General features: G+C 70.5%; 20 protein-coding genes. 8 read left to right on the forward strand and 12 right to left on the reverse strand.

The features are described 5' to 3' along the window. The first annotated feature begins 372 nt into the window (after positions 1-372). On the forward strand, positions 373-564 hold the full coding sequence (locus ACFOY2_RS17780) for a hypothetical protein (RefSeq protein WP_379529150.1): 192 nt from the start codon (positions 373-375) through the stop codon (positions 562-564). Positions 565-577: 13 nt separating this feature from the next. Beyond that, positions 578-754, forward strand: a complete 177-nt coding sequence (locus ACFOY2_RS17785; RefSeq protein ID WP_379529151.1) for a hypothetical protein — start codon at positions 578-580, stop codon at positions 752-754. 41 nt (positions 755-795) lie between these two features. On the opposite strand, the gene ACFOY2_RS17790 is transcribed toward ACFOY2_RS17785, so the two are convergent. Both ACFOY2_RS17790 and ACFOY2_RS17795 read right to left on the reverse strand, forming a co-directional pair. Next, positions 796-2343 carry an endonuclease/exonuclease/phosphatase family protein gene (locus ACFOY2_RS17790; protein WP_379529152.1) on the reverse strand — a complete coding sequence of 516 codons (1548 nt, stop codon included), beginning with the start codon at positions 2341-2343 and terminating at the stop codon, positions 796-798. A 392-nt stretch (positions 2344-2735) separates the two neighbouring features. Continuing rightward, positions 2736-3263, reverse strand: coding sequence for a hypothetical protein (locus ACFOY2_RS17795; protein ID WP_379529153.1), 528 nt, complete (start codon positions 3261-3263; stop codon positions 2736-2738). 116 nt (positions 3264-3379) lie between these two features. Between ACFOY2_RS17795 and ACFOY2_RS17800 the strand changes: the two genes are divergently transcribed. Beyond that, entirely contained in the window at positions 3380-3991 is a 612-nt protein-coding gene (locus ACFOY2_RS17800) for an acyl-homoserine-lactone synthase (RefSeq protein ID WP_379529154.1), read from the forward strand. 8 nt (positions 3992-3999) lie between these two features. Here the strand turns inward: ACFOY2_RS17800 and ACFOY2_RS17805 are convergent, their stop codons facing one another. The 3 genes from ACFOY2_RS17805 to ACFOY2_RS17815 form a co-directional block, all read right to left on the reverse strand. Next, entirely contained in the window at positions 4000-6297 is a 2298-nt protein-coding gene (locus tag ACFOY2_RS17805; protein WP_379529155.1) for a penicillin acylase family protein, read from the reverse strand. A gap of 359 nt (positions 6298-6656) precedes the next feature. Beyond that, positions 6657-7526: a hypothetical protein gene (locus ACFOY2_RS17810; protein ID WP_379529156.1), complete on the reverse strand. Its 870-nt coding sequence runs from the start codon at positions 7524-7526 to the stop codon at positions 6657-6659. A gap of 130 nt (positions 7527-7656) precedes the next feature. Further along, the gene (locus ACFOY2_RS17815; protein WP_379529157.1) at positions 7657-8781 is read right to left on the reverse strand and encodes a helix-turn-helix transcriptional regulator; all 1125 of its coding nucleotides are present in this window, start codon (positions 8779-8781) and stop codon (positions 7657-7659) included. Between the two features lie 263 nt (positions 8782-9044). On the opposite strand from ACFOY2_RS17815, the gene ACFOY2_RS17820 reads away from it, so the two are divergent. Continuing rightward, the gene (locus tag ACFOY2_RS17820) at positions 9045-10778 is read left to right on the forward strand and encodes an AfsR/SARP family transcriptional regulator (RefSeq protein ID WP_379529158.1); all 1734 of its coding nucleotides are present in this window, start codon (positions 9045-9047) and stop codon (positions 10776-10778) included. On the opposite strand, the gene pepN is transcribed toward ACFOY2_RS17820, so the two are convergent. From pepN to ACFOY2_RS17855, 7 genes are all read right to left on the reverse strand, one after another. Next, complete coding sequence (pepN, locus tag ACFOY2_RS17825; protein ID WP_379529159.1) at positions 10775-13321, reverse strand: aminopeptidase N; 2547 nt, start codon at positions 13319-13321, stop codon at positions 10775-10777. The two genes, ACFOY2_RS17820 and pepN, sit on opposite strands and share 4 nt — an antisense overlap. Continuing rightward, the gene (locus ACFOY2_RS17830) at positions 13311-14384 is read right to left on the reverse strand and encodes an ATP-grasp domain-containing protein (protein WP_379529160.1); all 1074 of its coding nucleotides are present in this window, start codon (positions 14382-14384) and stop codon (positions 13311-13313) included. The genes pepN and ACFOY2_RS17830 overlap by 11 nt, the downstream gene beginning before the upstream one ends. Beyond that, on the reverse strand, positions 14381-14998 hold the full coding sequence (locus tag ACFOY2_RS17835; RefSeq protein ID WP_379529161.1) for a GAF domain-containing protein: 618 nt from the start codon (positions 14996-14998) through the stop codon (positions 14381-14383). The genes ACFOY2_RS17830 and ACFOY2_RS17835 overlap by 4 nt, the downstream gene beginning before the upstream one ends. Positions 14999-15010: 12 nt before the next feature. Continuing rightward, entirely contained in the window at positions 15011-17989 is a 2979-nt protein-coding gene (locus ACFOY2_RS17840) for an ATP-binding protein (protein WP_379529162.1), read from the reverse strand. After that, positions 17986-18168 (reverse strand): aroma-sacti cluster domain-containing protein, encoded by a 183-nt coding sequence (locus ACFOY2_RS17845; RefSeq protein WP_379529163.1) that lies wholly within the window; start codon positions 18166-18168, stop codon positions 17986-17988. Before ACFOY2_RS17845 ends, ACFOY2_RS17840 begins: the two co-directional genes overlap by 4 nt. 2 nt (positions 18169-18170) lie before the next feature. Next, the gene (locus tag ACFOY2_RS17850) at positions 18171-19298 is read right to left on the reverse strand and encodes a hypothetical protein (RefSeq protein ID WP_379529164.1); all 1128 of its coding nucleotides are present in this window, start codon (positions 19296-19298) and stop codon (positions 18171-18173) included. 70 nt (positions 19299-19368) lie between these two features. Further along, positions 19369-19572 carry a hypothetical protein gene (locus ACFOY2_RS17855; protein WP_357814488.1) on the reverse strand — a complete coding sequence of 68 codons (204 nt, stop codon included), beginning with the start codon at positions 19570-19572 and terminating at the stop codon, positions 19369-19371. Between the two features lie 267 nt (positions 19573-19839). Between ACFOY2_RS17855 and ACFOY2_RS17860 the strand changes: the two genes are divergently transcribed. The 4 genes from ACFOY2_RS17860 to ACFOY2_RS17875 are packed head-to-tail and all read left to right on the forward strand — an operon-like array spanning position 19840 to position 25564. Then, a complete protein-coding gene (locus ACFOY2_RS17860; protein WP_379529165.1) occupies positions 19840-20649 on the forward strand; it encodes a S8 family peptidase in 810 nt (269 codons plus the stop codon). Further along, the gene (locus ACFOY2_RS17865) at positions 20646-23609 is read left to right on the forward strand and encodes a S41 family peptidase (RefSeq protein WP_379529166.1); all 2964 of its coding nucleotides are present in this window, start codon (positions 20646-20648) and stop codon (positions 23607-23609) included. The genes ACFOY2_RS17860 and ACFOY2_RS17865 overlap by 4 nt, the downstream gene beginning before the upstream one ends. Continuing rightward, on the forward strand, positions 23602-24810 hold the full coding sequence (locus ACFOY2_RS17870; protein ID WP_379529167.1) for an MFS transporter: 1209 nt from the start codon (positions 23602-23604) through the stop codon (positions 24808-24810). Before ACFOY2_RS17865 ends, ACFOY2_RS17870 begins: the two co-directional genes overlap by 8 nt. Positions 24811-24814: 4 nt before the next feature. Continuing rightward, on the forward strand, positions 24815-25564 hold the full coding sequence (locus ACFOY2_RS17875) for a methyltransferase (protein ID WP_379529168.1): 750 nt from the start codon (positions 24815-24817) through the stop codon (positions 25562-25564). Positions 25565-25566: the final 2 nt, after the last annotated feature.

Below are 25566 nucleotides of genomic sequence, written 5' to 3' on the forward strand. Positions count from 1 at the left end.
CGTCCTTGGGGGAGTCGCTCGCTAATCAACCAATGGCGACATATTTTCAGAAAAATTCTCGCGGTCCACGACAAATCCCAGATTCCATCTCATCCGGTTGCTGTGGTCACTTCAGATGATCTTTAGCTCATCAGCCCCAGGAGCAGCGCCGGGCGTCGATGTGGGGGCCTACCAGCGCTTATAGCCGCCTCTTTCCGGATAAATCCGGATGAAGCCGGACGATGTCGGAAGGTTGCGGAAGTTTACGTCCCGGCGGTTCATTTCCGGTCTTGTTCGGTCCCGTCCGAGCACGTTTGGACCGCTGGCTGACGGCCCTGCCAAAGACGCATGGTTGGGCACATTCATCGCCGCTCTTCGGGAGGCCATCGCCCCATGCCGTTACTCACGGCCCGTCCGTCAAGCATCGTGTACCGCGCCGACGCTGCCTGCCTGGCAGACGAGCACCTGCTGGTCACGCTCTTGACGACCTGGGTGCTCGCGACGGGACGCACACCGCCCGCCCTGCGCCCCGGCGACCTCACCCCCGAAGAGCTCATCGACTTCTGGGCCGACGACCGGATCTGAAAGAAGAGGACCCATGTTCACCACGCACCAACTGCTCACGCTCACCCTCACGATCATGATCGCCGCGATCACCTGCGCGCTCGTCCTGGCCACCGGCGCGGAGTGGCCGTACGCACTGCTCAGCGGCGGCGGCGCGGGCGGAGCGACACTGGCGGCCCTGCCCAAGCTGCTGAACAGGCGCGACTCGTGACAGCGAGCGGCCCCGGGCCACTGGACCCGGGGCGCCCGGAATCAGGAGGTGCGGAACGTGGTCAGGACGGCGGCGTGGTCGGAGGACCAGGCGTTGCCGCGGTGGTTGGGAACGGCCGTCGGCGTGCCCTCGACCAGGGCCTTGGAGTCGGTCACGTGGAGCGGGCCCGCGTAGTAGACGAAGTCGATCCGGTCCTGCGGCTCGGGCTCGCCCTTGTGCGGGTCGTAGCCGTAGCCGCCGGTGAACACCGGATAGATCGGCGACCAGGTGATGCCCGGCGAGGTCACCGGGTTCGGGTGCGCCACCCGGTAGGAGTCGCGCAGCCCGGCCTGCGTGGGCAGCACCGAGGTCGGCCACGGGACCGTGGTGTAGCCGCACCGGCTCGTGGCCTTGGTCCAGTCCAGGTGGGAGGGGGCGTTGAAGTCGCCCGTCAGCAGCACCGGCGTGCGCCGCGCCGCGGCCAGGTCCGGACGCATCTCCTGCAGCACGGCCTTGATCTGGGGCGTGCGGCCGGAGCGCTCCTCCTTGGCGAGCAGCTCTTCCTGCGTCAGCTTGCCGAAGCACGCGTCGTACGGGCCGTACGGGTTGTAGCCAAGGTGGACGTTCCACACCACGACCTCCCGGCGCTCGTCGAGCCGCACCCGGACCTTCGTCGCCACCGACAGCGGGCCGCTGTCCACATGCGCCTTGCGCTCGACGATCGGGTACCGGCTGATCACGCCGAGGTCGGTGCCCGCCTGGTGGTAGTCCCAGCCGAGCGACTCCGCCAGCTCGCGGGTGGAGACGGCATTGGTCTCCTGGAGGCCAACGACGTCCACGTCGGACTGAAGCAGGAACCGCAACTCCTTCTCCCTGCCGCCGTCGACCTGGCTGCCGCTGTGCCACAGGTTGAAGCTCATCGTCTTGAGTTCTGGCACCAGGTCGTGGCCGGGCCGCCGGACCTCGACGCCGATCGTGGCCGTGCTGGTCTCGGCGCGCGCGTTGCGGGCCTCGACGCGCAGGGGCGCGGGGCGCAGCGAGTCGGTCACGTGTGGTGTCCCGGTGACCTCGCCGTCGGCCGACACGTTGATCCACTTCGGCCCGTCGACCTTGCGGAAGGTGAGCCCGTCGGTGTCCCCGCGGACCAGACCCCCCACCTTCGCCTGGTACGGCGCGAGGGCGCGGGCGTTGCGCAGGTCGAAGGCGTCGGCGATGAAGTGCAGCGGCGCGTCGCTGATGACGCGTACCTTCACCGGCGTGGCGAGCCACTGGTAGCCGTCCTTCGCCAGGGCGAAGACGACGTAGTCACCGGGCTCCAGCCCGTCGGTCGGCAGCGTGGCCTCACCGCTTCCGCCGGTGATGTAGGTCCATCGCACCGACGGGCCGACGTACTTCTCCTCCACCGGGCCGTCACCGGGGTCGGTGTAGAGGCCGAGCCAATTGGTGGGGTCGGGGCGCGGGGTGCTGTAGGACAGCTTGATCGGCTCGCCGCCGCGCACCGTCGCTGAGGCGACGCTCAGCGTGCCGTCCGGCGCGGCGGACGCCCACGCCGGGATCACGCTGGTGAGCAGGACGAACATCGCTATGACGAGCGACTTGAGCCAACGCATCCGCGCCTCCTTGACCGACCTCGTGCAGCCTGGACGGGATTGGTGACGAACATGTGTACGGATCGTGGCAACTCGCTGGCGGCCGAGGGAAACCCCTGGGTTAAGCAACATGGGTTGACTAAGCTGAAATTAGTCAACTATGGTTGCTTGCAACGATCCGCTGACCATAGAGGGCTGTGATGACGACAGACAGGCAGGTCGTGCTCGATGTCGAGGGCCTGCGCATGCGCTACGGCACGACCGACGTCCTGCGCGACGTGGGCCGTGCTCGGCCTGATCCTGGCGCCGATCGTGCTGCGCGGGATGGCGCGCAGGGAGTCGGGCTCCAGCGTGGCCGCGCGCCGCGAGAAGGCCCTCCAGCGCATCGGATGACCTGACCCGCCAGGCGCCGCTCAGAAGTCGGAGACGAACAGGGTCTCCTCACCGGACATGATGGCGCCGAACGGATAGCCCTCGGTGAGGAAGTCGTGCAGGAACTCCGACAGGCTGACGCCGAAGTCGGAGAATTCGAGGTCGCGGCCCTTGTGGAGCATGATGGTCCAGGCGTCGGGGTCGTCGGTGGCGGCGAGCCAGTAGCCGGTGTCGCCGTTGTCGGTGATCAGGCAGGGATAGAGCAGGCCGGGAATCGCGGCGTCGTCCAGGTGCTCGTGCTCGTGCTCCCACACGGTGCCGTCGGCCATCGCGTGCACCGTGGCGATCAGCTCGGCCTCCCTGCCGAGCAGGCTGGCGCCATCGGCGCCGAGCGGGTGCTGCAGCCACAGGAATTCGTGGAAACGACCCGGCGGCACCTGGTCGCACAGCCGCTTGTAGTCGGCAGGCAATCGGTGGCCCAGCTCGGCCTCTATCGCGTTCCAGTCGATCGTCCAGAACGAAGGGCGCGGCAGACTGGGGGTCAGGAGCGCGAGGACCTCGTCGATCATGCCGGCTGACAGTACCCGACAATTACCACAATCGCCGATTAATTTGCGCGAAGTCACGAAGACACCGGCGGCCGGCGGGTCGTATCGTCCAAGGACCTGATCGCCGGAGGGTGCTCGTGGACGATTCGACGGGGGACAGCCGCGCGCGGCGGATCGTGGCCGGGAAAGCGGACGAGCTGCCGGGCTGGCTGCTCGACGGCATGTTCCGCCTGCGCCACACGGTGTTCTACGAACGTCTGCGCTGGGACGTCCACAGCCTCCACGGACGGGAACACGATTTCTACGACGACTGCGACCCGGTCTACGTGATCAGTTACGACCGCCGGGAGGTCACGGGCTGCGTCCGGTTGTTGCCCACCGACGGTCCCTACATGCTGCGCGACGTCTTTCCCGAGACGTTGCGCGGCGGCCAGGCTCCCCGCGATCCGGCCGTCTGGGAGGCCAGCCGCCTGGCCACCGGCCACGCCTGGTCCCGTGCCACGACCGCGGGTTTCGGGTCCCTGGCACGCGCGCTGGTCTGGGAGGTCTTCCGCTGGGTCGATCGGCACGGCGACACGGTGGTCGCGGTCTCCAGCGTGGCCGTGGAACGCAACCTGAAGGCCATGGGCGTACCCACCCGGCGCCTCGGCGACGGCGGAGTCACGCGGGTGGGAACGCTGCTCTGCTCCGCCTACACCATGTCCACCAGGCAATTCCTGGCGAACGCCGGTTCGGCGCCGGATGGGTGAGTGGCGGACTAGGCCGGGACCAGCGTCGTCCTGCTCTCGGCGTTGCGCTCGACCGCGGCGCGGCTGTAGAGCAGCGGCGCGTAGCCGTCGAGGAGGTCGTCGTAGTGGGGGCTGGCGGGGTCGCCCGACTGGCCCGGCGTGTTGGTGAAGCGGGAGGCGTCCCAGTTGCCGACGTCCAGGACCATCTTGAACGTCGCCGCCGTCGTCGACCGGTAGGCAGGCGGGCTGTACTGCGAGGCGTCGACCGTGTACGGCGAGCCGCCGCGCGGGAAGGGCCCGACGTTCGCGCCGAGCGGGTGGGTGAACAGGACGTGGTGCAGTCCGCCCCACCGCCAGGCCCCGGGGTCGGCGCCCAGCTTGGCGCGCACCTCGGCGTAGGCGGCCTTGAGCGTGTCGAGCAGCAGTTCGTCCCTGACCTTCGTCCCGTCGGGGCCGAACCACAACTCGGGCGCTTCCACCGCCTCCATGAGCAGCATCACGTCGGAGCGCGGGACGTTCGCGGCGAGCTCGGGAGGCAGCACCTTGGCCAGGAACCCCGGCGTCAGGTGGCCGGTGAACCACGGCTCGAACAGCGCCGCCCCGGCCGAGCCCGCGCTCACGGTGCCGTCGTAGCCCCGCAGCAGCTCCAGCGCCCGCCGGGTGTCGGGATCGTCGCTGGTCAGGTTCTTCAGCACGGCCAGCACCCGCCGGGCGGGGATGGACACCTGGTCGCCCTGCAGCCGCATCGCGTCGTCGAGCGAATGCCGGGGATCGGCGGAGAGCACCTCGTCGATCCGCTGCTTGCGGTAGGGCGCCTCCCATTCGAAGCCCACCCGCGGCGTGGGCGGCAGGTTGAACTCGTTGGCCGAGGCCACGAACCCCTGCCGCGGATCGCGCACCCGTGGCAGGCGGGAGCCGTCCAGGAAACCGCGCCATTCGTAGCGGCCGTCACCGGGCACCGGCAGCAGCCCGTCGTAGCCGGACCGCAGGGGCGCCATCCCGCCCGGCACCCAGCCGACGGTTCCCGAGGTGTCGGCGTACACCTGGTTCTCCGGCGGGCCACCCCAGGTGCGCATGACGTCGGCGAACTGGGAGAAGTTGCGCGCCTTCATGTACCGCAGGCTCCCGAAGTACGGGGAGTTGCCGGGCTCCGTCCAGGTGGTGCGCAGCGCGAAGGCGAGGTTGCGGGCCGCGTCGATCTTGATCACCGGTCCGTGCCTGGTGAACGTCAGCTCGACCTCGCGCGGGGCCTGCCCGGCGACCGGCACGCTCTCCTTGACCGTGGTGAACGGCTCCCAGCCGTCGCCGTAGCGGTACCTGCCCCGGTCATCGGGGTCGAGCCGGTAGACGTAGAGGTCCTCCTGGTCCACGCTGAACACCGTCAGCCCGAACGCCGCCTTGCCGTTGTGCCCCATGGAGATGCCGGGCAGCGCGGGCTCGCCCGCCCCGATGACGTCGAGGCCGGGCGCGGACAGGTGGGTGACGTAACGCAGTGACGGCGCGGCCACCGACCGGTGCGGGTCGGCCGCCAGGATGGGCCGCCCCGTACTCGTGCGGTGCGGCGCGACCGCCCACGCGTTGCTGCCCTCGGCGGCCGGCGTCTGCGGCGGCACCGTGCGTACCCGGCCGTTCTGGAAACTCACCCTGGTTCTGGCCAGTTGGTAGGTGTTCAGCACGTTGGGCGGCACGGAGCAGGGGTCGAGGCCGTCGGGAACCTTCGTGGTCCACTCGGGCTGGTGCTTGACCAGCGCCTTGGCCGCCTCGATCCCCGCCTCGCAGACCACGATCGACCGGGCGACCTCGGCGTAGAGGTTCACCGCGAGCCCGTTGCTGCGGATCCTGACGACGTCCTCCGGCTTCCAGCGCGACGGCCGGTAGCCCAGCGTGCGGAACTCCTGCGGCAACCGCGCGGGGTCCAGCGCGTCGATGTAGGCGTTGATGCCCTCGGTGAACTTGGTGGCGGCGCGGCGGGCGTCGGGGCCGTAGGCGTCCCACTCCTTGCGCATGTCGCCTCGGTAGAGGAACAGGCGGGTGGCGCGGTCCTGCTCCACGTAGGAGGGGCCGAGGACTTCGGACAACTGCCCGAGCCCGCGCCTGCGCCACAGGTCGATCTGGAACAGCCGGTCCCTGGCCGCGTTGAAACCCTGGGCGAGGAACAGGTCGTCGGTGTCGCGGGCGTACAAGTGCGGCACGCCCCATCGGTCGATCACCTGCTCGACGGGGGCGCGTAGCCCCGGGACGACGAGCTTGTCTCCCGCCTGCGGCGGCGGGGTCTGAAGTGTGGCCAATAACATTCCGGTCGCCAACACCCCGTGCGACGCTTTCATGATCCTCCTCGTCGAAGGCGGGCCCCCTTGTGGCGAGGAGATCACTCGGCGTTGAACCGGTCAACCCTTGAGTGACCGGCGGCACGACGTGTACGAAGCGTTATGAGATGCGGGCGGCCGCGGCGCTATCCTGGAGCTGAGTCCGGCACACTGTTCCTGTGCCGGACTCAGCCCAAGACGGCCGGCCGCGACGTCGCCGGAGCCTGCTGATCGGGTGATCTTCCACCGGTCGGGGTGCTTCGGCAGCGGCCGGGCCATTGCGTCCGTCCGAGCACCGTGGCCACCTCCCGCTGACGCGGAAACGGCCGGACCGGCAGCGTTCTGTCCCCAATGTCGATCACCCGGCAGATCACCGGTTCCTAACGCTTGCTCCAGATCGAAGCGATGATGCCGTTCTCGGCGCTCAGAATCTGCGGGGTGTAGCCCAGCGCCTTCATCTGAGTGGCCTTGACCGTGTAGGTCACCTGCGACAGGTTCAGGTACTCCTTCAGGCCGGTCGAGCTGCCCTTGCTCCACACGGTGGTGTAGAGCTTGCCGGGCTCGACGGCCATGGCGATCGGACGCAGACCCTCCTTGGCCTTCGCCAGGAGTTCCGTGCCGCGCTGCTCCACGGTCTGGCCAAGGGTCACCTTGACGGACGCCGCGGCGCCGCTGGCCACCCAGACGGCCGCGTAGATCGGCCGCTCCGCCGTGCCGTACACGTCCAGCGATGCGACGCTGTAGCCGGCGGCGGTGAGCTCGGTGTTGACCTTGGCGAAGGTCTCCTTGGTCATGCTGAGCTGCGACTTGGCCAGCTGCGTGGTCTTCTCGAAGACCACGGCGAAGATCGCCTGCGGGCCCGTGCCGGTGCCGCTGATCAGCTTGGGCTGGAAGCCCAGCTTGGCCTGCTCCTGGATACGGGTGGGCAGGTCCGTGACCGACAGGCCCTGCAGCAGGTTCACCTTACTGGTGGCGTCCTTGACCCACGTCGTGAGGTACTGCGGGTTGGCCGCGTTGGTCACGTTCAGGGACGACGGGACGTAGCCCTTGCCCAGCAGGTCCTTGGCACGCTGCAGCAGCGCGGTCCCGCTGAGCGCGTCAAGGGAGAGCCAGTCCAGCGGCAGGTTCTGGGCGATCTGGGTGGTCTTGGTGGGCTGCGCGGCCATCGCAGGGGATGAGAGGGCGAGCAGCGGCACCGTGGCAGCCGCCAGAGCCGCGGTCAGGGCGACGGCTTTCTTCGTGCTCCGCATGTTCCTCCTAGGGAAGTAAAGGGCGTCCCAATAACGGACAAGACGCGACCATAACAGAGCATGAGGGATAAGCAACCTTGCGTTACCGCGATCGTGACAAGGCTGTGTCAAAGCTCCCGACTCATGAGGGCTACTCACCTTCTGCGGACGTCTCGGACGCTCTCACGCCCGTGGAATTACGTATGCTCCAGTGCGGCGCCCGGGTGCCGAACACGCGGAGCGAGGCTTCCGTGCGGCTGGTCGCGCCGAGCTTGGCGTAGATGTGCTCCAGGTGCTTCTCGACCGTGCGAGAGCTGATCCGCAGCACGTGGGCGGCCTGCGCGCTGGTGCGGCCGTTGGCGACCAGCCAGAGCACATCACGCTCCCGTGAGGTGAGACCGGCGTCCGTGATGGCCGGCGGAGCCGCGGAGTCCGTCTCCGACAGCAGCAGCGCGGTGCTGGTGTGGTGGTCGAACGCGCTCACGGTCAGATGCCGGGAGCCGCGCGAGACCCGGTAAGGACGCCCCGGCTCGGAGCGCTCCACGATGGACGCGCGGCGCTGCGCGGCCAGCCAGGAGGCCAGGTCGTCGGGGAGGGTGTCGCCCTCCCGGCCCGACCTGCGGAAGTAGGTGTCGAGCAGCAAGCGCGCCGACCTGTTCATGATCCGGACCTTGGCCAGCGGGCCCAGCAGGATCACGCCGTAGGAGGTGTCGTCGATGGCGTCGAGCGCGGCCAGGGCGGAGTCGAACCAGTAGTGCGCCTCCGAGGTGGCCAGCAGGTTGGCCAGGTAGGGCCTGGCCAGGAGGAGGAGTTGCCGCTCCGCGTGGGTGAAGTCGGGCAGCCCGCGGTTGAACACCAGGATGTTCATCACGCCGAGATCTGAGGTCAGCAGGCAGGCCATCTGGTGATGGATGCCGAGCGGCCGGTAGAAGTCCTGGTAGATGCCCAGCCGGCGCAGCTCGCGCCGGCTGACGACGTCGCTCGTCCTGACCGAGTCGCCGTCGCCGGTGCGCAGGAAGTAACGCAACAGCGGATGCTCGGGCAGATGCCGGCTGAAGGCCTGCTCGAACTCGGCGGTCTCCCACGAGTCGGGGTCGGCGAGCTGCTCGCTGCGGCCCGTGGCGGGGTCGATGGCCTGGAAGGCGATGATGTCGCTCGGGACGAGCTTGGCCACGATGGCGATGAGCTGCTCGCGGACGTCGCCGGACGGGTTTTGTCCGGTTTCACGAATTGCGCGGAGGAGCTGTTGGACCTGGTTTTCGCGGATCCGAACCACAGGCCCACATTAGACAAGTGGATCTTCGGTTTCTTCTACGTAATTCTACGAATCCTGGCCCCAATTCTTGGCAGACATACTGTGCGAAGATCCTGCGGAATAATCCTTTGTGTCCGTATTCGGCGTGCCAGCCAGGAGGCAACCGGATGGCGAATACCGGAGTCACGCAAGGGCGGCCGATCCGCTTCGCGGCCCTCGCCCCGGCGCGGTCGCCGGCCCCGCCTGGTTCGCCACGTTCGACCGTGCCAGGTGAGGAGTCGTAGATGGGTGTGGAACTCCGAGTTCTGGGCCCGTTGCAGGTGCGGGTTCCCGGGATGCGGGTCGACGGAGGCCCGCTCAAGCAGCGGCTCCTGCTGGCGATGCTGCTGTGCCGGGCGAACAACGTGGTGTCCAAAACAACGCTGGCGGCCGACCTTTGGGACGAACTTCCGCCCGCCAGCGCACGCAAGAATATTCAGGTCTACGTCTCGCAACTGAGAAAGGTGCTCGGCGACCGAATCCAAAACGCGGGTTATGGTTATGCCCTTTCCGTGCAGGCCGACGAACTCGACCTGTTCAGATTCGACAGCCTGGTGCTCGCCGGCCATAAATGCGCGCGGGCAGGCCGGGTTGCAGCCGCGGCCAAACTCCTGTCGGAGGCGGTGTCCCTGCGCACGGCCGAGCCGCTCGCGGACCTGCTGCAGAACTCCTGGGCGGCGGCGGAGTCCGAACGGCTCGAACGGCGGGTGGTGACCGCCTACGAGGACTGGGCCGACCTCGCGATCGAACTCGGGCAGTACGAGAGCGTACTGACCGGCGTCGACGACGTTCTGGTCAGACATCCGCACCGCGACCGCGTCCGCGCCGCCAAGATGGCGGCCCTGGCCGGTGCGGGGCGCGCCCAGGAGGCGCTGTCCTGCTACGAGGAGCACCGCCAGAAGCTCGCCCACGACCTCGGCCTGGATCCCAGCCCCGCACTGCGCGCCGTCTACGACAAGATCCTCTACCAGAGCTTGGGCCCGGCGAAGCCGGCGCGGGCGGACAACCGCACGCTCGACCCGGTCTACCTCCCGCCGAAGAACGCGGACTTCGTCGGCCGCGCCGCCGAGACCCAGGCGCTCGCGGCCTTTCTGGACAGCCGTTCCTCCTCGGCCGGCCCGGCCGTCATCACCGGGCCCATCGGCATCGGAAAGACGGCGCTCGCCGTTCACGTCGCGCACATGATGCGCGACCTCTTCCCCGACGGGATCGTGGTCGTCAAACTGCACGACGCCGCCTCCCACCCGCTGCCCGCCTCCGAGGTGCTGCGGCAACTGCTGCACGCCGTCGGGCTGGAGGAGTGCGAGAACGTGGACAGCGCCATCGCGCTGTGGCGGTCGTGGCTGGCCCAGCAGCGCATCCTCGTCATCGTCGACGACGCCCCCGACGAGGCGAGCGTCAGGTACCTGCTGCCCAGCTTCGGGGCCAGCAGGGTCCTGGTCACCAGCAGGATGCGGCTGAGCACGCTCGACTCCGTCATGCGCCTGGAACTGGCCGTCCTGTCCCCGCAGGAGGGCCTTGAGCTGCTGGGCCGGATCATCGGGCTGCACCGGGTGATGCGGGATCTCGACGGAGCCGAGCGGCTGCTGCGTGCCTGCGCCCTGCACCCGCTGGCCATCCGCGCCGCCGCCGCGCGCCTGGTGGCCCTTCCCTACCTGTCCTGCGACCGGCTCGCCGCCCGCCTGGAGGCGGCGCCGGAGTTCGATGACTTCGACATCGGGGACATCTCCGTCGGCACGCTCTATTCGAGTGGATTGCTGAGGCTTCCTCCCGCCTGGAGAGAGGCCGTCAGGGGGCTGGCGGCCCTTCCCGGCCGCACGTTCACCCTCGACGCGGTCGGCTCGCACACCGACGTGTTCGAGGCGCTCATCGAGGCGAACATCGTCACCTGCCCGTCAGGAGACGTGGGCGCGCATTCGGTAATGTTCTCGATGGCGCCCCTGGTCCAGCGGTACGCCCTGCTGCTGCGCGAGACCTAGTCGGAGCCGGCGCGGTTGCGCAGGGTGCGGCCGACGATGCCGGCGCCTTCGAGGATCATCCGCGCGAGCGGCCCCGGAGGGTTCCGCGCCGCCAGGTAGTCGTGCGCCGCCCGGACGGTCTCCGGCTCGGCGACGAACCTGGGGAAGCAGCCGAGCGCGAAGGTCTGGGCCGCGTCCGGCTCCCATTCACGGTAGATCCGGCCGACCGCCGCGAAGTAACGTTCCCGATAGGGGGCCAGGAGTTCGGGGCGGTGCGCGTCCTGGAAGCCGTCGACGGTGTGACGCAGCACGTCGCCGGCCAGGGCCCCGCTCACGATCGCCGCCCACGTGGCCGCCTTGGCCTCGGCGGTGGGCACGGCCGCGCGGCACCTGGCCGCCCAATACGTTCCTGTCGCGGTGGGATCGCGGCGCGATTCTTCCGCGATGTCCGCCTCGCCGAGACGCCCGCCGCCGACCAGGGCGCAGAGCAGCCTCCAGCGCAGGTCCGCGTCCACCGCGAGCCCGTCGGGCACGGCGGCGCCGCTCCAGATCCCGTGGAGACGTTCCAGGTCCAAGGGCCTGATCGCGACCGAGGTCAGGGCCCTGACGTAGACGAGTTGCCGGTCGCTTCCCGGCTCCGCCACGGCCAGGGCGGCGTGCAGGGCGTCCGCGAGCCGGGCCAGGCACCGCCGGCGCCACGTGGGGCCCTCGTACATCACCGCCGCGTTGCGGGCCTGGGTCAGCAACGCCTCCAGCACGGCGACGTCCAGGCCCGCGCCCGGCGCGGCGCTGTTCATGCCCGCTTCCGCGCCCAGGCCGGAGACGACCAGGCTGACGTAGTCGCGGGCGCGCAGTTCGCCGTCGCGGGTCATGTCCCAGGCGGCCGACCAGCACAGAACGCTCGGCAACGGGTCCTCGAAGGCGTTGACGCCACCGCCGAGCAGCGTGGCCAGGGAGCCCTCGTCCAGGCGGATCTTGGCGTAGCCGAGGTCGTCGTCGTTGAGCAGCACCAGGTCGGGCCGCTCGACGCCCACCAGCTCCGGCACCGCCGTACGGGCTCCCGACACCTCCAGCTCCACCCGTCGTGTCCGTCTGAGCACGCCGTCCCGCGCCGTGTACAGGCCGATGGCGATCCGGTGCGCGCGCAGAGCAGGCCACTCGGGACGGGCCTCCTGGAGCACCGCGAACTCGCTGAACCTGCCCTCCAGGACGGCGAAGTCCGGGCGCAGCGTGTTGACGCCCGCGGTCTCCAGCCACTGCCTCGACCAGGCGGACAGGTCGCGCCCGCTCGTCCGCTCCAAGGCGCCGAGCAGGTCGGGCAGGGAGGTGTTGCGCCACTTGTGGGCCTCGAAGTAGTCGCGCACCGCGGCCAGGAAGTTCTCCTGCCCCACGTACGCGGCCAGCTGCTTGAGCACGCTGGCGCCCTTGGCGTAGGTGATGCCGTCGAAGTTGACCTCGACGGCGCGCACGTCGGGGATGTCGGCGGCGACCGGGTGCGTGCCGGGCATCTGGTCCTGGGTGTAGGCCCAGGTCTTGCGCACCTTGGCGAAGGTGGTCCACGCGCCCCTGCCCCAGCGGGTGGCCTCCGCCAGGCACAACACGCTCGCGTAGGTGGCGAACGACTCGTTCAGCCACAGGTCGCCCCACCAGCGCATGGTGACCAGGTCGCCGAACCACATGTGCGCCAGTTCGTGCAGGATCACCTCGGCGCGGCGCTCGACGTCGGCGTCGGTGACGCGCGAGCGGAAGAGCAGACCCTCCTGGAGGGTGACGCATCCGGCGTTCTCCATCGCCCCGGCGTTGAACTCGGGCACGAAGAGCTGGTCGTACTTGCCGAACGGGTACCAGATGCCGAAGATCTTGTGGAAGAAGTCGAAGCCCTGCCGGGTGAGCTCGAAGACGTCGCCCGCGTCCAGGTGCCCGGCGAGCGAGGCGCGGCAGTAGAGGCCGAGCGGGATGCCGGCGTGCTCCGACCTGACTTCGTGGTAGGGCCCCGCGCACAGGGCGGTGACGTAGGTGGAGATGGCCGGGGTGGGCGGGAAGTGCCAGCGGCCGTCGCCGACGTCGTCGGGCGCGGCGTTGGAGACGACCTTCCAGTCCTTCGGCGCGCGCACGGTCAGTTCGAAGGGGGCTTTGAGGTCGGGCTGGTCGAAGCAGGCGTACACGCGGTGCGCGTCGGCCGTCTGGAACTTGGTGTAGAGGTACACCTCGCCGTCCAGTGGGTCGACGAAGCGGTGCAGGCCCTCTCCCGTGCGCGAGTAGGCGCAGGTGGCCTCGATGCGTAACTCGTTGTCGTCCGCGATGCCGGGGAGGGGGAGGCGGCCCTTCGCCGGGTCATATGCCGAAATATCAAGGTCTGCGCCGTTGAGCGTAGCCTTGTGGATCTCCGCCCCGTGAAGGTCGATGAAGACCGTCGCGCCGGGCCGGAACCCGGAGAACCGGACCGTGGTGACGCTGCGGAAACGGGTTTCGCCAAGGCGCAGATCGAGCTCCACCGCGTACGACGCGACCCTCAGCGACCCGGCCCGCTCCCGCGCCTCCTGCCTGGTCAGGTTACCGGCCATGCTGCCCGCCGCCTCCCGCGAGGAACGTCACCACGTCGACCGTCGTCTCGGGCGCGTGACGGGCGCGGATCATCCGGACGGCCGCCCGCGTGACCGGCCCGGCGCCGGACTCCAGCCACCTCCAGTCGCCGTCCGGATTGGCTTCGAGAAAGACCGGCTCCTGCGCGCGGACCAGGAAGTCGAAGGCCGCGTAGACCAGCCCCCACTCGCGGGCCAACGCCAGCGTGGCGGCCCTGACCGCCGGCGGTGCCTCGACGAGACGGGCGCGCACGCCGGCCGTGTCGCGCCACGGGTCGGCGGGCGCGCGCTTGTCCACCTGGTAGGCGACCAGCTCTCCGGCCAGGTGGTACACCCGCAGCTCGCGGTCGTGCTCGACGTACTCCTGGAGCAGGACGGGGGCGTCGAGCCGGTGCCCCGCCCTGACGAGGTCCGCCCGCTCCCGGACGTCGGCGAAGATCCCGTTCAGTATCCCGGGCGGCGACTCGACGAAGTGCCGGTCGAGGCTCTTGAGCACGACCTTGGCGCCCGCCAGCGCCGAGGCGTCGGCCAGGCAGGTGGTGATGAGGGTGCGTGGCGTGGCGATGCCCAGCCGGGTGGCCGTGGCCAGCTGCTCGGCCGCGCCAGGGCCGCTCGACCCGATCAGGGTCGCCGACACGCAGGCGAGCTGCCGGGGGAGGGCCGACCACGACTCCCGCCGCCAGTGGGTCCGAACCGCCGAGTGCCGGCCCGCCAGCGCCTCCCCGCCGAAGTGCCGTATCCAGGTCACGGTGGGCCTGAACAGGGCGGCTCCCAGGCGCACGGTGCCCGCGGCGAGATCCACGCTCAGCTCCAGCGCCTCCAGATCGTCGGCGTCGAGGCGGACCACCGGGATCCCGACCTGGCGCAGGGTGTGCTGGAGCGCGCCGAGCTCCAGGTCGGCCGACCTGCTGAGCAGCAGCACCGCGGCGGTCGGGCGGGCGTCGGGGGAGCTCGGTGGCGCCGCGCGCACGACGGGCGCGCGCGGGCGCAGATCGAGCTGGAATCTTCGCGCCTCATCGAGCTGGCCGACGAGCGGGATGCTCATCGCCGCTGCGCCAGGAGCTCTTCGGCCAGGGCCAGGGCGCGCAGCGCGGCGTCGTCCACCGGCCCGTCGGCGTGCGCCGCGATGCGCTCGATCACCGTACGGGCCTGCGTGGCGGCCGTGTCCCGGCCGCCGCGCACCCGGAGCAGCAGTTCGAGCCCCAGCGCCGCCTGGGTGGCCAGCAGGGACAGCAGCTCGATGTCGGCGAGCTGGCCCCGGCCGCCGACGCCGCTGTCCAGCACCTCCAGCACGCCGATGCACCGGCCGTGCCGGATGAGCGGCGCGGCCATGATGCTGGAGGGCAGGAACCCCGTGGAGGAGGCGGCGTCCTTGGCGAAGGCCGGGTTCTTGGACACGTCGTCGACCATCATGGGCTGACCGCTGATCGCGACCCAGCCGACGATCCCCGTCCCGGCGGGGAAACGGCTGCCGAGCAGATGTTCCTCGCCTTCTCCCGCGACCGCCTCGAAGATCAGGTCACCGCTCGTCTCCTCCACCACGAAGATCGACGAGGCTGCCGCGGCGAACACGTGCCGCGCCACCTCCACGATCGACTGCAGCAGTTTGGGCTCGGACATGTCGGTGTCGCGGCCGTGCAAGGGGATCTCGCTTGACATGTGCACCTCCTGTCATAGGGCGGCCAGCCTGGCTCTGGCCGACCGGGCGGGCAGTTCGGCCCCCTTGCCGGCGTAGTCGGCCGTGGCGCGTTCCGCCGCCGCGCGGGCCTCGGCGGTCATCCCCAGGATCTGGTAGGCGTGGGAGAGCTCGATCAGGACGTCTCCCAGCAGGCAGGGATCGTCGGTCATGGCCAGCAGGTCCCCGGCCTGCGCCGCCCGCGTGACGGCCTGCGCGCGAGGGCCGGTGAGCGCGGTGCACCGGGCGCCGAAGGCCGCCATGATGAGTTTCGCGCGTACGTGTCCGGCCGCGCCCGCTTCGAGCTGCCGGAACCGCTCGACGGCCGCCTCCTGCCTGCCCTGGGCCATGAGGCCGCGTGCCGCGTAGACGTCCAGGACGACCGCCGTGTCGGCCATGCCCGCGGCGCGCAGCGCACCCGCCGCGCGGTCGAAGCACGCCACCGCCTGCGCGTTGCGGCCGTCCAGCCAGTCCAGCAGGCCCGCGACCTGGTCGACGGTGATGATGGCCCGTTCCATGCGCAGGTCTGCGGCGTGCCGCCTGGCCACCTCCACCAGGGCGCGGGCCGCTCCGGTGTCCCCGGACAGAGCGGTGAGGCGGGCCCGGGTGAGCAGCACGGGAACGAGCATGCTGCGGTCGGCGGCGAACCGCTCACCGAGGTGGGCGCAGAGCTCCAGCCCCGCGTCGAGGTGGGTCGGCGACCACTGCGCCAGCTCGCACAGGGCGACCAGCAGCCGATCCTGCTCGTAGGCGTCGCCGGCGGCCCTGGCCAGTTCCAGCCCTTCACGCAGCGACCGCTCGGCCAGCCCGTACTCGGCGCGGCTCAGGTGGCGCAGGCCGCGCAGGTAGCACGCCCGGCCTCGGCCCAGCTCCCCGCCGGTGCCGTCGTCCGCGGGCTCCGCCGTCTCGTCGAAGTCGGTGTCGGCGAGCACGGCGACGATGCCACGCTGCGCCGCGCAGGTCAGCGTGTCGGCCTCGGCGGCCTCGGCGGCGTCGAGGGCCGCCAGCCCTCTGCCCGGCTCGCCAAGACCTACCGCGATGTCGCAGATCAGCACGGCCAGCCTGTCGTGTTCCCGCCGGCCCGCCGGCAGCAGCTCCTGCCCGCGCTCCAGGAGCATGATGGCGGCGTGCAGGTCCTTTCTGCCCAGGACGCGGGCGCCCGCCTCGATCAACGCCAGTGCCGCCCTGGTGGCCAGACCGGGCAGCGCCGGATCGTCGGGCCGCAGCTCCTTCCTGAAGACGTAGGCCGCCTCCAGGTGATCGACCAGGTCGGAGCTCTCGTGGAGGGGGTGCAGGTCCGCCAGGGTGAGATGCCAGGCCGCCCGATCCGCCTTGCTGGTCAGCGCGTACGCGGTGTCGCGGAAGAGCGTCTGGGCGAAACGGTACGCGCCGGGCGCGCCGGCCCGGCTGATCAGCCGCGAACGCAGCAGCCGGCGCAGCCGGGACTCGATCATCTCGCCGGCTTCCTCGTCGTCGAGCAGCGGCCGCAGGTCGTCCCTGGTGAAGGCCAGGCCCACGGTCGCGGCCCGCTCCAGCAGGTCGCGCTCGCCCCTGCCGAGTTGGTCGAGGCGGGCGGACAACACCGAGCGCACCGTCATCGGCACGGAAGTGGCCGAGTCCGTCAGGTCCCCGGTCGCCAGGACCATCTCGGCGAACAGCGGGTTGCCCGCGCAGACGGTCAGGGCCCGCTGGGACAGCTCGTCCGCGCCGTGCGCGGTCACCTCGCCGGTCGAGACCATCCTGGGCACGAGGGCGGCCACCAACTGGGCGCATTCCGCTTCGTCCAGGGGTTCGAGCTCCAGGGTCGTGCTGCAGGGCAGGCCGCCGCCCCAGCCGGCCCGCAGCTCCAGGAGGTCGGGACGGGCCAGGCACAGGAGCAGCACGGGCACGTCGGCCAGCCAGGCGGCGACGTCGTTGATCAGGCCGAGCAGGCCGGGCTGCGCCCATTGCAGGTTCTCCCAGACGACCACGAGCGGACGCTCGGTGGCCAGCGCCTCGAACAGCAGGCGAACCGCGTAGGAGACCTCCTCCACGCTGACGGGCTCGGCCGGCTGCGTGAGCATCGCCGACAGGCCGCGCACCACGCGCTCCTCCTGCTCCAGGCCGGCGACCGCGGCCCGCCAGTCGTCTCCGAGCGATTCGAGCATCTCGGCGATCGGACGGAAGGCGGCGGCCCGCCCGTAGGAGCGGCAGACGCCGCCGATGACCCGGACGTCCGGGCCGCAGTTGGTCTGGACGAACTCCCGCACCAGGCGTGACTTGCCGAGCCCGGCCGCGCCCAGCACGGTCGCGATGCAGCAGCGGCCCGCCAGCACCCGCCGGTAGATCCCCGCGAGCTGCGCGAGCTCGCCTTCCCTGCCGATGAAGTCGACGAGTTCGGCCTGGTACTCGGGATCCTCCCGTTCGAGCGAGATCAGCCGGTAGGCCTGGGTCACCCCGCTCTTGCCCTTCAGCGTCAGCGGTGTCGTCGGCTCCACGCTGGCGTACGGCCTGGCCATGGCGGCCACGTTCACATCCAGCAGGATCTCGCCCGCCGCGGCGGCCCCCTGGAGGCGGGCCGCGGTGTTGACCACGTCGCCGATGACCCGCGGATCGACGTTCCCCGAAGAGATCACGACCGCCTCGCCGGCCGCGATCCCGCCGTGGATGTCCAGCTCGATGCCCCACGAGGGGCCGGGTTCCGCGCCGAGCCCGCGCACCGCCGTGCGGATGGCCTCGGCCGCCCGCACGGCGCGAACCGCGTCGTCCTCGTGTGACACCGACGCGCCGAACACGGCCATCACGGCGTCTCCGATGAACTTCTCCACGGCGCCGCCGTACTCGCCGATCGTGGCCGTGCATCGGCTGTAGTAACGGTCGAGCACCCGGTGGAGCAGTTCGGGGTCCAGCCTTTCCGCCAGCGCGGTGGAGCCCACCAGGTCGACGAAGAGGATCACGACGTTCCGCCGGACGGGCCGGGCAGGCGGATCCTTCATGCGATCTTGACCTCGTGTCCTTCCACTTCGGGCGCGACCGTGTCCAGCCGGGCCTTGATCGAGTTCAGCACGGAGACCTCGGCCTCGGTCAGCGTGGCGAACACCGCTCGCTGCGCGTCCGACAGCAGGTCGATCGGGTGGCCCATGCTCCGCAGGGCGTCCAGGGCGTCGAAGGACATCGTCACTCCCCGATCTCGGCGATCCCGAGTTCGTTCAGCACCAGCCCGCAGCAGTCCACCTCGTAGACGTCCTCGCCGCTGATGCCCTTGGGGTGCACGGTCGGGGGCGCCTCGAAGGTGGCCAGGTCCAGCGGCTCGGGGTCGTCGTCGAACCAGACCCGCGCGCCGTCGGTGATGAGGTCCAGGTGGATGTCGGCGTAGTGCAGGCCCCGGTCCGGGCGCTGGTTGTGCTGGCCGAAGCCGATGTGCACGCCGACCCGGCGTTCGTTGATGTGGGAGTTCATCGGGATGAAGCGGGGGATGCCGTCATTGGTGCCGAAGCCGAGCTCGCCGACCTGGTGCGCATGGGGGCGGTCGAAGCACAGCTCCAGCAGCCTGCGCGAGGTCGGGTCGGTGCAGTCGAAGGAGACCGCCTTGCTGTCGACGATCTCCACCCGCGCCGGGTGATCGGCCAGCCGGGCGTCGTGGGCGGTGGTGACGTTGGCGTTGAAGGCGCCGTCGGCGACGAGCAGCCCGTTGATCGACCCGGGATAGGTGGCGATCTCGCCGGCCGGCAGGAGGAACGTCCCGCCGTCGCGGCGGGCTCCCCGGTTGCTGATCCACTCGTAGGCGTCGTTGTTCAGCGTGATCTCCAGGTCGGTGCCGCCGTCGGCGGTTACGCGCAGCCTGGTCGACTTCAGCATGCGTTCCAGCAGGTAGGCGTTGCGATGGGCCAGGGTCTCCGAGGACCTGTTGAACGCGTAGGCGAAGAACTCGTCGCTGGCGCTGATGACCCGGCACAGCGTGCAGCGCGAGCGGGGGTAGCGCTCCAGCACCGCCTCGAAGTGCCGTCCGTGCGACATGGTGGACTTCTCCAGGACGATCACCATGAACCGGCCGGGGAAGCTGTCCGGCTGCGGCACCACGGCGGCGAGCCGGGAACGGAACGTGGGGTCTTCGAGCGGCCTCATGCCGATCGACGTCACCGGGATCCCCCGGCTGCGCAGGGCGACGATCAGTTGAGCCGCGGGGTCGCGGCTGTCGGGCGTGTAGGCGATCAACGCGGCGTCACCCGGGCTGATCGCCAAGTAGTCATCCAGCAGGGCGTCAAGGCCCTTGTCGATCTCCGCCTGGGTGATCTGCGCCAGCATGCGTCTCCTCGCTCCTCTCATCACGGTGAAAGATGGGGGAGGCGATGCCTCGCCTCCCTCACCCGATGTCTCAGTAGTCGATGTCCCGCGGCTGGGCCGTCTCGTAGCTGATCTTCCAGGCGACGTCGGCGGCCTCGTGTGCGAGGACGTCCTGGGTCTCGTACTTGGTGATGAGGTCGGGCTCAGAGTCCCGGAGTTCCTGCATGGCGGCGGCCAGGTTCGCGGCGGCGGCGCTGACCTTGGCGCGGGCGGCTGCCTTCTGTGCGTCGGACATGGGTTCTCCTTCTGCCGGTGATCCGGTTGCCTTGCGAGGCCCAGTGAATTCCGAAGGGTTTAAGGAATGGAATACGCCCCCTTAAGCAGCTATATGTGCTGCTTGAAGGGCATATGTGTGCCCGTCTGACTCGCTGCTGCTGGCGTCCTATCAGGCGATATACCGGGTGTTAACCGGCTATGTACCGACGATCTTGACCCAACCCCGGCAAAGCTTGACGATCGGTGAATAGTGATTGTCTTCGGAGGAGTGGGGTCGGAAAATCGGATGAGCTCTCCGCCAGTACGCCTGACCTGGTTTCTCGGCGACCGAACCCCCGACGACATCACTGTGCCGGCCGACGGCTTCGACCCCGTGACACCGCAGTGGGCGTGGGGCGGGGCCACCGGCTCTGGCGTGCGGGTCTGCGTGATGGACAGCGGGGTCGATCCCGAGCACCCGCTGGTGGGCGAGGTGCAGGCCGCCTACGAGATCAGCGAAGGAGAGGTGGTCAAGGCCCCGTCCAGGGACCTGCACGGCCACGGGACCGCCTGCGCGAGCATCGTGCGCAGGCTGGCCCCCGAATGTGAGATCCACAGCCTGCGCATCCTGGACAACACCGGCGCGACCACGGGCCGGATGCTGCTCGACGCGCTGCACTGGGCGGTGACGCAGGATTTCCACGTCATCAACCTCAGCCTCTCCACCGCCAAAGAGCAGTTTCGCGCCCCGCTGCAGGAGCTCGCCGATCTGGCCTATTTCCACCGGGTGCTGATCGTCGCCTCGGCGCACAACATCCGGATCGAGAGTTTCCCCTGGCGCTTTTCCTCGGCCATCTCCGTCGGCAGCCACAAACAGGACGATCCAGATCTGTTCCTGTACAACCCCGAACCCCCCGTCGAGTTCTTCGCGCCGGGCCAGGCGGTGCCGGTCGCCTCTCCAGGCGGAGGCGTCACCAGGAACACCGGCAACAGCTTCGCCACGCCGCACATCACCGGCCGGTGCGCGCTCATCCTGAGCAAACATCCGCACCTGACCCCCTTCCAGGTGAAGAGCGTGCTGTATCTGACCGCCGCGAACGTGCTGGCCGTCTCATGAGCCGCCGCGGCTATCTCCGCAGCCCCCACGTGGCCGGCGATCTGCTCGCCTTCGCCAGTGGCGAGGAGCTCTGGCTGGCCCCGGCGGAAGGCGGCACCGCGTGGCGGTTCCCGCCCGGAGGCGGCGGCGCCCAGCCGCGCCTGTCACCCGACGGGTCGTCGCTGGCCTGGGTCGGCGGGCAGGAGGTCTGGGTGGCCCACGCCGACGGCTCCGCGCCCCGGCGGCTGACGTACTGGGGGGACCCGCACGTCCGCCTGCACGGCTGGTTCGGCGACGGCGGCGCGCTGCTGGCCTCCTCGGCGACGGGGCAGCCTGATCCCCGGAGCCTGTGGGCGCACCGGATCCCCCTCGGGGACGGGCCGCCGGGGCGGCTGCCGTACGGGCCTGCGGGCTCCATCGCGTGCGGCGAGACGATCACCGCGCTGATCGGCGACCAGGCGCTCGCCGATCCGGCCAAGTGGAAACGGTACCGAGGCGGCGGGACGGGCCGGCTGTGGATCTCCCTGGAGAACGGCCCCTTCCAGCGGATCCTGGCCGGCCACCCCGGCGCGATCGCCTCCGTCATGCTGGTGGACGAGCGGGTCGCGTTCATCTCCGACCACGAGGGCTGCGGCAACCTCTACTCGTGTCTCCCCGACGGCGCCGACCTGCGCCGGCACACCGACCACACCCGCTTCTACGCCCGCGCGGCCACCTCCGACGGCACCAGGATCGTCTACCAGCACGCCGGCGACATCTGGCTGCTGGAGAGCCTGAACGACGTCAGCCGCCCGATCGCCGTCGACCTCCCGGGCAGCACCCGACGCCCCAGGACGATCACGACCAGGGACGGAATCGACGACGTCGCACTCGACAGAACCGGGGACGCCTGTCTCGTGGAGATCGCGGAAACCGTGCACCGGGTGGACCTCCGAGGCCGCGCGACCCCGCTCGCCGACGGGGCCAGGCTGGCCAGGTTCGCCGGCGACGACGCCGTCTGGGTGACCAGGCAGGACGGGCTCGACGTCCTGGTGGCCGACGGGCGTCCGCGCTGCGCCCCCGGCGAACTCGGCAGGATCAGCGAGGTCGTGACGGCCCCGGACGGGCGCAGCGTCGCCGTCGCGTCGGCTCACGGCCGGCTCACCCTGGTGGAGATCGGCTCGGGAGCGCATACACGGGTCACCTCGATCGTGGGGGCCATCGGCTCCGTCGCCTACTCGCCGGACTCCCGCTGGCTGACCTGGTCGGAGGTGCACCGGCATCGGGGCTCCCGCGTCAGGCTGGCCAGGCTCGGCGCCGCCGTGGAGCAGGTCTTCGACGTCACGGACGGCAGTCGCTACGACCTCGACCCGTGCTTCACACCCGACGGTCGCTTCCTCGCCCTGCTGTCGTTCAGGGACTTCCGGCCCGTCTACGACCAGCAGGTGCTGGGGCTGAGCTTCCCCCTGGGGTGCCGCCCCTACCTGGTGCCCCTGGACGGCGGCACCCCCTCACCGTTCGCGGGCTGGGGACGTTCGCACACACCGGTCGCGGAAACGGGCGCGCCGGGACCGCTCATCCAGGTTCCGGTCCCCGAAGCGATCTACACCTGCCTCCGCCCGGTCGCCGACGGCCTGGTATGGCTGCGGACAGGCATCGGCGACCGGGCGGGGCCGACACTGGAGAGGTTCAGCCTGACCAGCCACGACACCAGCGAGCTGGCCACGGACGTCCGGGCGTTCGCCGTCAGCGGGGACGGCCTGCGGCTGGCCACCCGCGACAGGACGTCCGTCGAGGTGCTGAGCCTGCGTTCCGGCGCCGATCCCGTACGACCTGACCTGTCGGGGATCGAGGCGAAGGTCGATCAGGGGACACGCCGGCGGTGGGCGCTGGAACAGGCCCGCCGGATCGTGCCCGAGGAGTACTGGGCCGAGGGGATGGCCGGCCTCGACTGGGACGCGGTCGTGGCCGCCTACGAGCCGCTGGTCGAGCGGCTGGCCGGGCCGTCCGACTTCAGCGACCTGCTGTGGGAGGTCAACGGCGAACTCGGCTGCTCGCACGCCTACGTCAGGCCCGCCACGCGCGGCCGTCCTGGCCGGGCGGCGTGGCTCGGCGCGGACCTGACCGTGGACGGCGCCGGGCAGTGGCGCGTCTCGGACATCCTGCCCGGCGACCCCGGCGGCGCGCGCTCCCCGCTGGACGCTCCCGGCCTGGGCGTCTCGGTCGGCGACGTCATCACCACCGTGGACGGCACCCCCGTCGATCCCGCACGCGGCCCGCTCGCGCTCCTGGCGGGCAAGGCCGGCCGGGCCGTGCGCATCACGCTGGGCAGCGGGGCAGCAATCGAGGTCTTCCCCCTGGCCGAGGAGTTCCCGCTGCGCTACCGGCGCTGGCTCGCCCGGCAGCGGGCCGTCGTCGCCGAACTGAGCGGCGGGCGCGCGGGCTACCTGCACGTGCCGGACACCGAGCCGGAAGGCTGGGCCGACCTGCACCGCGACCTGTTGGCGCAGCTCGACCACGAGGCACTGATCGTCGACCTGCGGGGCAACCGCGGCGGCCACGCCTCCCCGCTGCTGCTCGACCGGCTGCGCCGCAGGATCCTGGCCTGGGACCGGCCGCGCCACACCGCCCATGTGAGCTATCCGCCGCAGGCGCCGCGCGGCCCGCTGGTCGCCCTCGCCGATCACCGCACCTTCTCCGACGGCGACCTGACGACCGCCGCCATCCGCCTGCTCGGGCTCGGCCCCGTCGTGGGCACCCGGACCTGGGGCGGCGTGATCGGCCTCGACCGGTTCCACCGCCTCGTCGACGGAACCGAGATCAGCGTGCCGTCACGGCCCTTCTGGTTCGAGGAGTGGGGCCTGAGCCTGGAGAACAGGGGCGTCGAGCCCGACGTGGAGGTCGTGATCTCACCCGATGACTGGGCCAAGGACGCCGACCCCCAGCTCGACGTCGCGGTCCGCCTGTGCGTGGACGCGCTGAACCGGAGGCACGATGGCTGAGGCCGCGACCAAGACGCTCAACAGGAACTTCGTGGCCTACTGGACGGCGGTCGGCACCTCGCAGCTCGGCTCGGCGGTCAACCTGGTCGTCGTCCCGCTGGTCGCGGTCGTCACGCTGCGCGCCGGGCCGGTCGAGATGGCCTGGCTGGCCGTCATGGGGACGCTGCCCGTCCTGGTGATCCGGATTCCGGCGGCCATGTTCGCCGACAGGCTGACGAACCGCGTGCCGTACATGATCGGCTGCAATCTGGCGCAGGCCGCCATCGTGGGCGCGATCCCGCTGCTGTGGTGGCTGGACGCGCTCACCATGCCGCTGCTCCTGGGACTCCAGGCGCTGGCCTCGGCCGCCCTGGGCGTCTACGCCTCGCTCTCGACGCCGGTCGTGGTGCAGATCGTCCCGAAAGAGCGGCTCGTCGACGCCAACGGCAAGCTCAACACGACCCGGAGCGTGGCCGACATCAGCGGATCGGCCATCAGCGGCGGGCTGCTGGCCATCCTGGCGGTGCCGCTCGTCCTGCTCGTGGACTGCGTGTCGTTCCTGCTGTCCGCGCTGCTCCTGCGGCGGATCACGCTCGCGCCGCGCGAGCAGGCCGAACCGGGAACCAGGCCGAAGCACGACCTCGGGGCGCTCGCCAGGTTCCTGGCCCCCCGCTCCGGCCTGCAGGCCCTGGTCCTGGTGTCGCTGGTCCAGGGGGTCGTCGAGACCATCCTTGTGCTCTACCTCGTGCACGATCTGCGGATCGCCCCCTCCCTGATCAGCGTGCTCATCTCCCTGGGTGCCGTCGGCGGCGTCTGCGGCGGGCTGGCCGTCGGCTTCCTGCTGGAACACGTCGGGCCCGCGTACACCATGACGCTGAGCGCCCTCGTCATGATCGTGTCCATGGCGGGCCTGCCGTTCGCAGGCCCCGGTCTGACGGGTGTCGCGGCCGTCGTCCTGTACCAGCTCACGTGCAGCTTCGCCGGAACGGTCCTGGTCTCCACGGTCTTCGGAACCCTTCAGGGCGAGGCCCCCGGCGACCGGGTGGCGCAGGTGATGGCGATGGCCAGCACCTGCCTGCAGATCGGCGGGCTGGCGGGGGCGGGGCTCGGCGGACTGCTGAGCGGCTGGTTCAGCCTGCGGGCCATGATGGGCATCGCGGCGGTGGCGATGCTGGCCGGGCTGCTGGTGCAGATCACTCGCTGGCTCTTGGGAAGGGGCTGACATCATGGGCTGGACGGCCGATCTCGTACCCGCCTATCTCGCGCACACCAGGAACCTGGCGAGCTCCGTGCGCTTCGCGCTGGTCACGCGGGCGCTGCTGGGGAACCTGCCCGACCGGCCCTGTGAGGTCATGGACGCGGGCGGAGGGCACGCCGTCCAGGCGATCATGCTCGCCCGCGCCGGCCACCGCGTCACCGTCGTCGACCCCGACCCGCTCATGATCGACGAGGCCCGCGCGAACCTGGCCGGCCAGGACGCCGCCGTCCGCGACCGGGTCAGGCTCGTCCATGGCCATGTGGACGACGCGGCAGGCGAGTTCGACGTGGTCTGCTGTCACAGCGTGCTGGCCTACGTCGAGGACCCCCAGCCGATGCTGACGCGGCTGGTCGCGCTCACCCGGCCCGGCGGCCTGCTGTCCATCCTGGCGCTGAACGGGGACGCCATCGCCATGCGCAGCGGCCTGAGCGGCGACTGGGCGGAGGCGCTGGCGAGCCTGCGCGCCGGGCGGCAGGTCGGCGCGCGGTACCTGTCCTCGCGCCCCGACACGGTCGGCGACCTCGGCGGCCGGCTGGCCGCGCTCGGCGCGCAGGTCAGGACCTGGCACGGCGTCCGCGTGTTCACCGACCACATCGACGACGACGTGAGCGGCGCCGAACTGGCCGACGTCGTCGAACTGGAATGGCAGGCCGGCCTGCGCGATCCCTACCGAGGGGTGGCCCGGCTGTTCCATCTCATCGCCGAACGCGACGCCTGAGC

The sequence above is a fragment of the Nonomuraea purpurea genome (assembly GCF_042650645.1).
GTDB classification, from domain to species: Bacteria; Actinomycetota; Actinomycetes; order Streptosporangiales; family Streptosporangiaceae; genus Nonomuraea; species Nonomuraea purpurea.

Bases quoted from the DNA above. Each gene is read 5' to 3' on its own strand.
- ACFOY2_RS17780 (WP_379529150.1), top strand. From the start codon at position 373: ATGCCGTTACTCACGGCCCGTCCGTCAAGCATCGTGTACCGCGCCGAC.
- ACFOY2_RS17785 (WP_379529151.1), top strand. From the start codon at position 578: ATGTTCACCACGCACCAACTGCTCACGCTCACCCTCACGATCATGATC.
- ACFOY2_RS17790 (WP_379529152.1), bottom strand. From the start codon at position 2,343: ATGCGTTGGCTCAAGTCGCTCGTCATAGCGATGTTCGTCCTGCTCACC.
- ACFOY2_RS17795 (WP_379529153.1), bottom strand. From the start codon at position 3,263: ATGATCGACGAGGTCCTCGCGCTCCTGACCCCCAGTCTGCCGCGCCCT.
- ACFOY2_RS17805 (WP_379529155.1), bottom strand. From the start codon at position 6,297: ATGAAAGCGTCGCACGGGGTGTTGGCGACCGGAATGTTATTGGCCACA.
- ACFOY2_RS17810 (WP_379529156.1), bottom strand. From the start codon at position 7,526: ATGCGGAGCACGAAGAAAGCCGTCGCCCTGACCGCGGCTCTGGCGGCT.
- ACFOY2_RS17820 (WP_379529158.1), top strand. From the start codon at position 9,045: ATGGGTGTGGAACTCCGAGTTCTGGGCCCGTTGCAGGTGCGGGTTCCC.
- pepN (WP_379529159.1), bottom strand. From the start codon at position 13,321: ATGGCCGGTAACCTGACCAGGCAGGAGGCGCGGGAGCGGGCCGGGTCG.
- ACFOY2_RS17830 (WP_379529160.1), bottom strand. From the start codon at position 14,384: ATGAGCATCCCGCTCGTCGGCCAGCTCGATGAGGCGCGAAGATTCCAG.
- ACFOY2_RS17835 (WP_379529161.1), bottom strand. From the start codon at position 14,998: ATGTCAAGCGAGATCCCCTTGCACGGCCGCGACACCGACATGTCCGAG.
- ACFOY2_RS17840 (WP_379529162.1), bottom strand. From the start codon at position 17,989: ATGAAGGATCCGCCTGCCCGGCCCGTCCGGCGGAACGTCGTGATCCTC.
- ACFOY2_RS17845 (WP_379529163.1), bottom strand. From the start codon at position 18,168: ATGTCCTTCGACGCCCTGGACGCCCTGCGGAGCATGGGCCACCCGATC.
- ACFOY2_RS17850 (WP_379529164.1), bottom strand. From the start codon at position 19,298: ATGCTGGCGCAGATCACCCAGGCGGAGATCGACAAGGGCCTTGACGCC.
- ACFOY2_RS17855 (WP_357814488.1), bottom strand. From the start codon at position 19,572: ATGTCCGACGCACAGAAGGCAGCCGCCCGCGCCAAGGTCAGCGCCGCC.
- ACFOY2_RS17860 (WP_379529165.1), top strand. From the start codon at position 19,840: ATGAGCTCTCCGCCAGTACGCCTGACCTGGTTTCTCGGCGACCGAACC.
- ACFOY2_RS17865 (WP_379529166.1), top strand. From the start codon at position 20,646: ATGAGCCGCCGCGGCTATCTCCGCAGCCCCCACGTGGCCGGCGATCTG.
- ACFOY2_RS17870 (WP_379529167.1), top strand. From the start codon at position 23,602: ATGGCTGAGGCCGCGACCAAGACGCTCAACAGGAACTTCGTGGCCTAC.
- ACFOY2_RS17875 (WP_379529168.1), top strand. From the start codon at position 24,815: ATGGGCTGGACGGCCGATCTCGTACCCGCCTATCTCGCGCACACCAGG.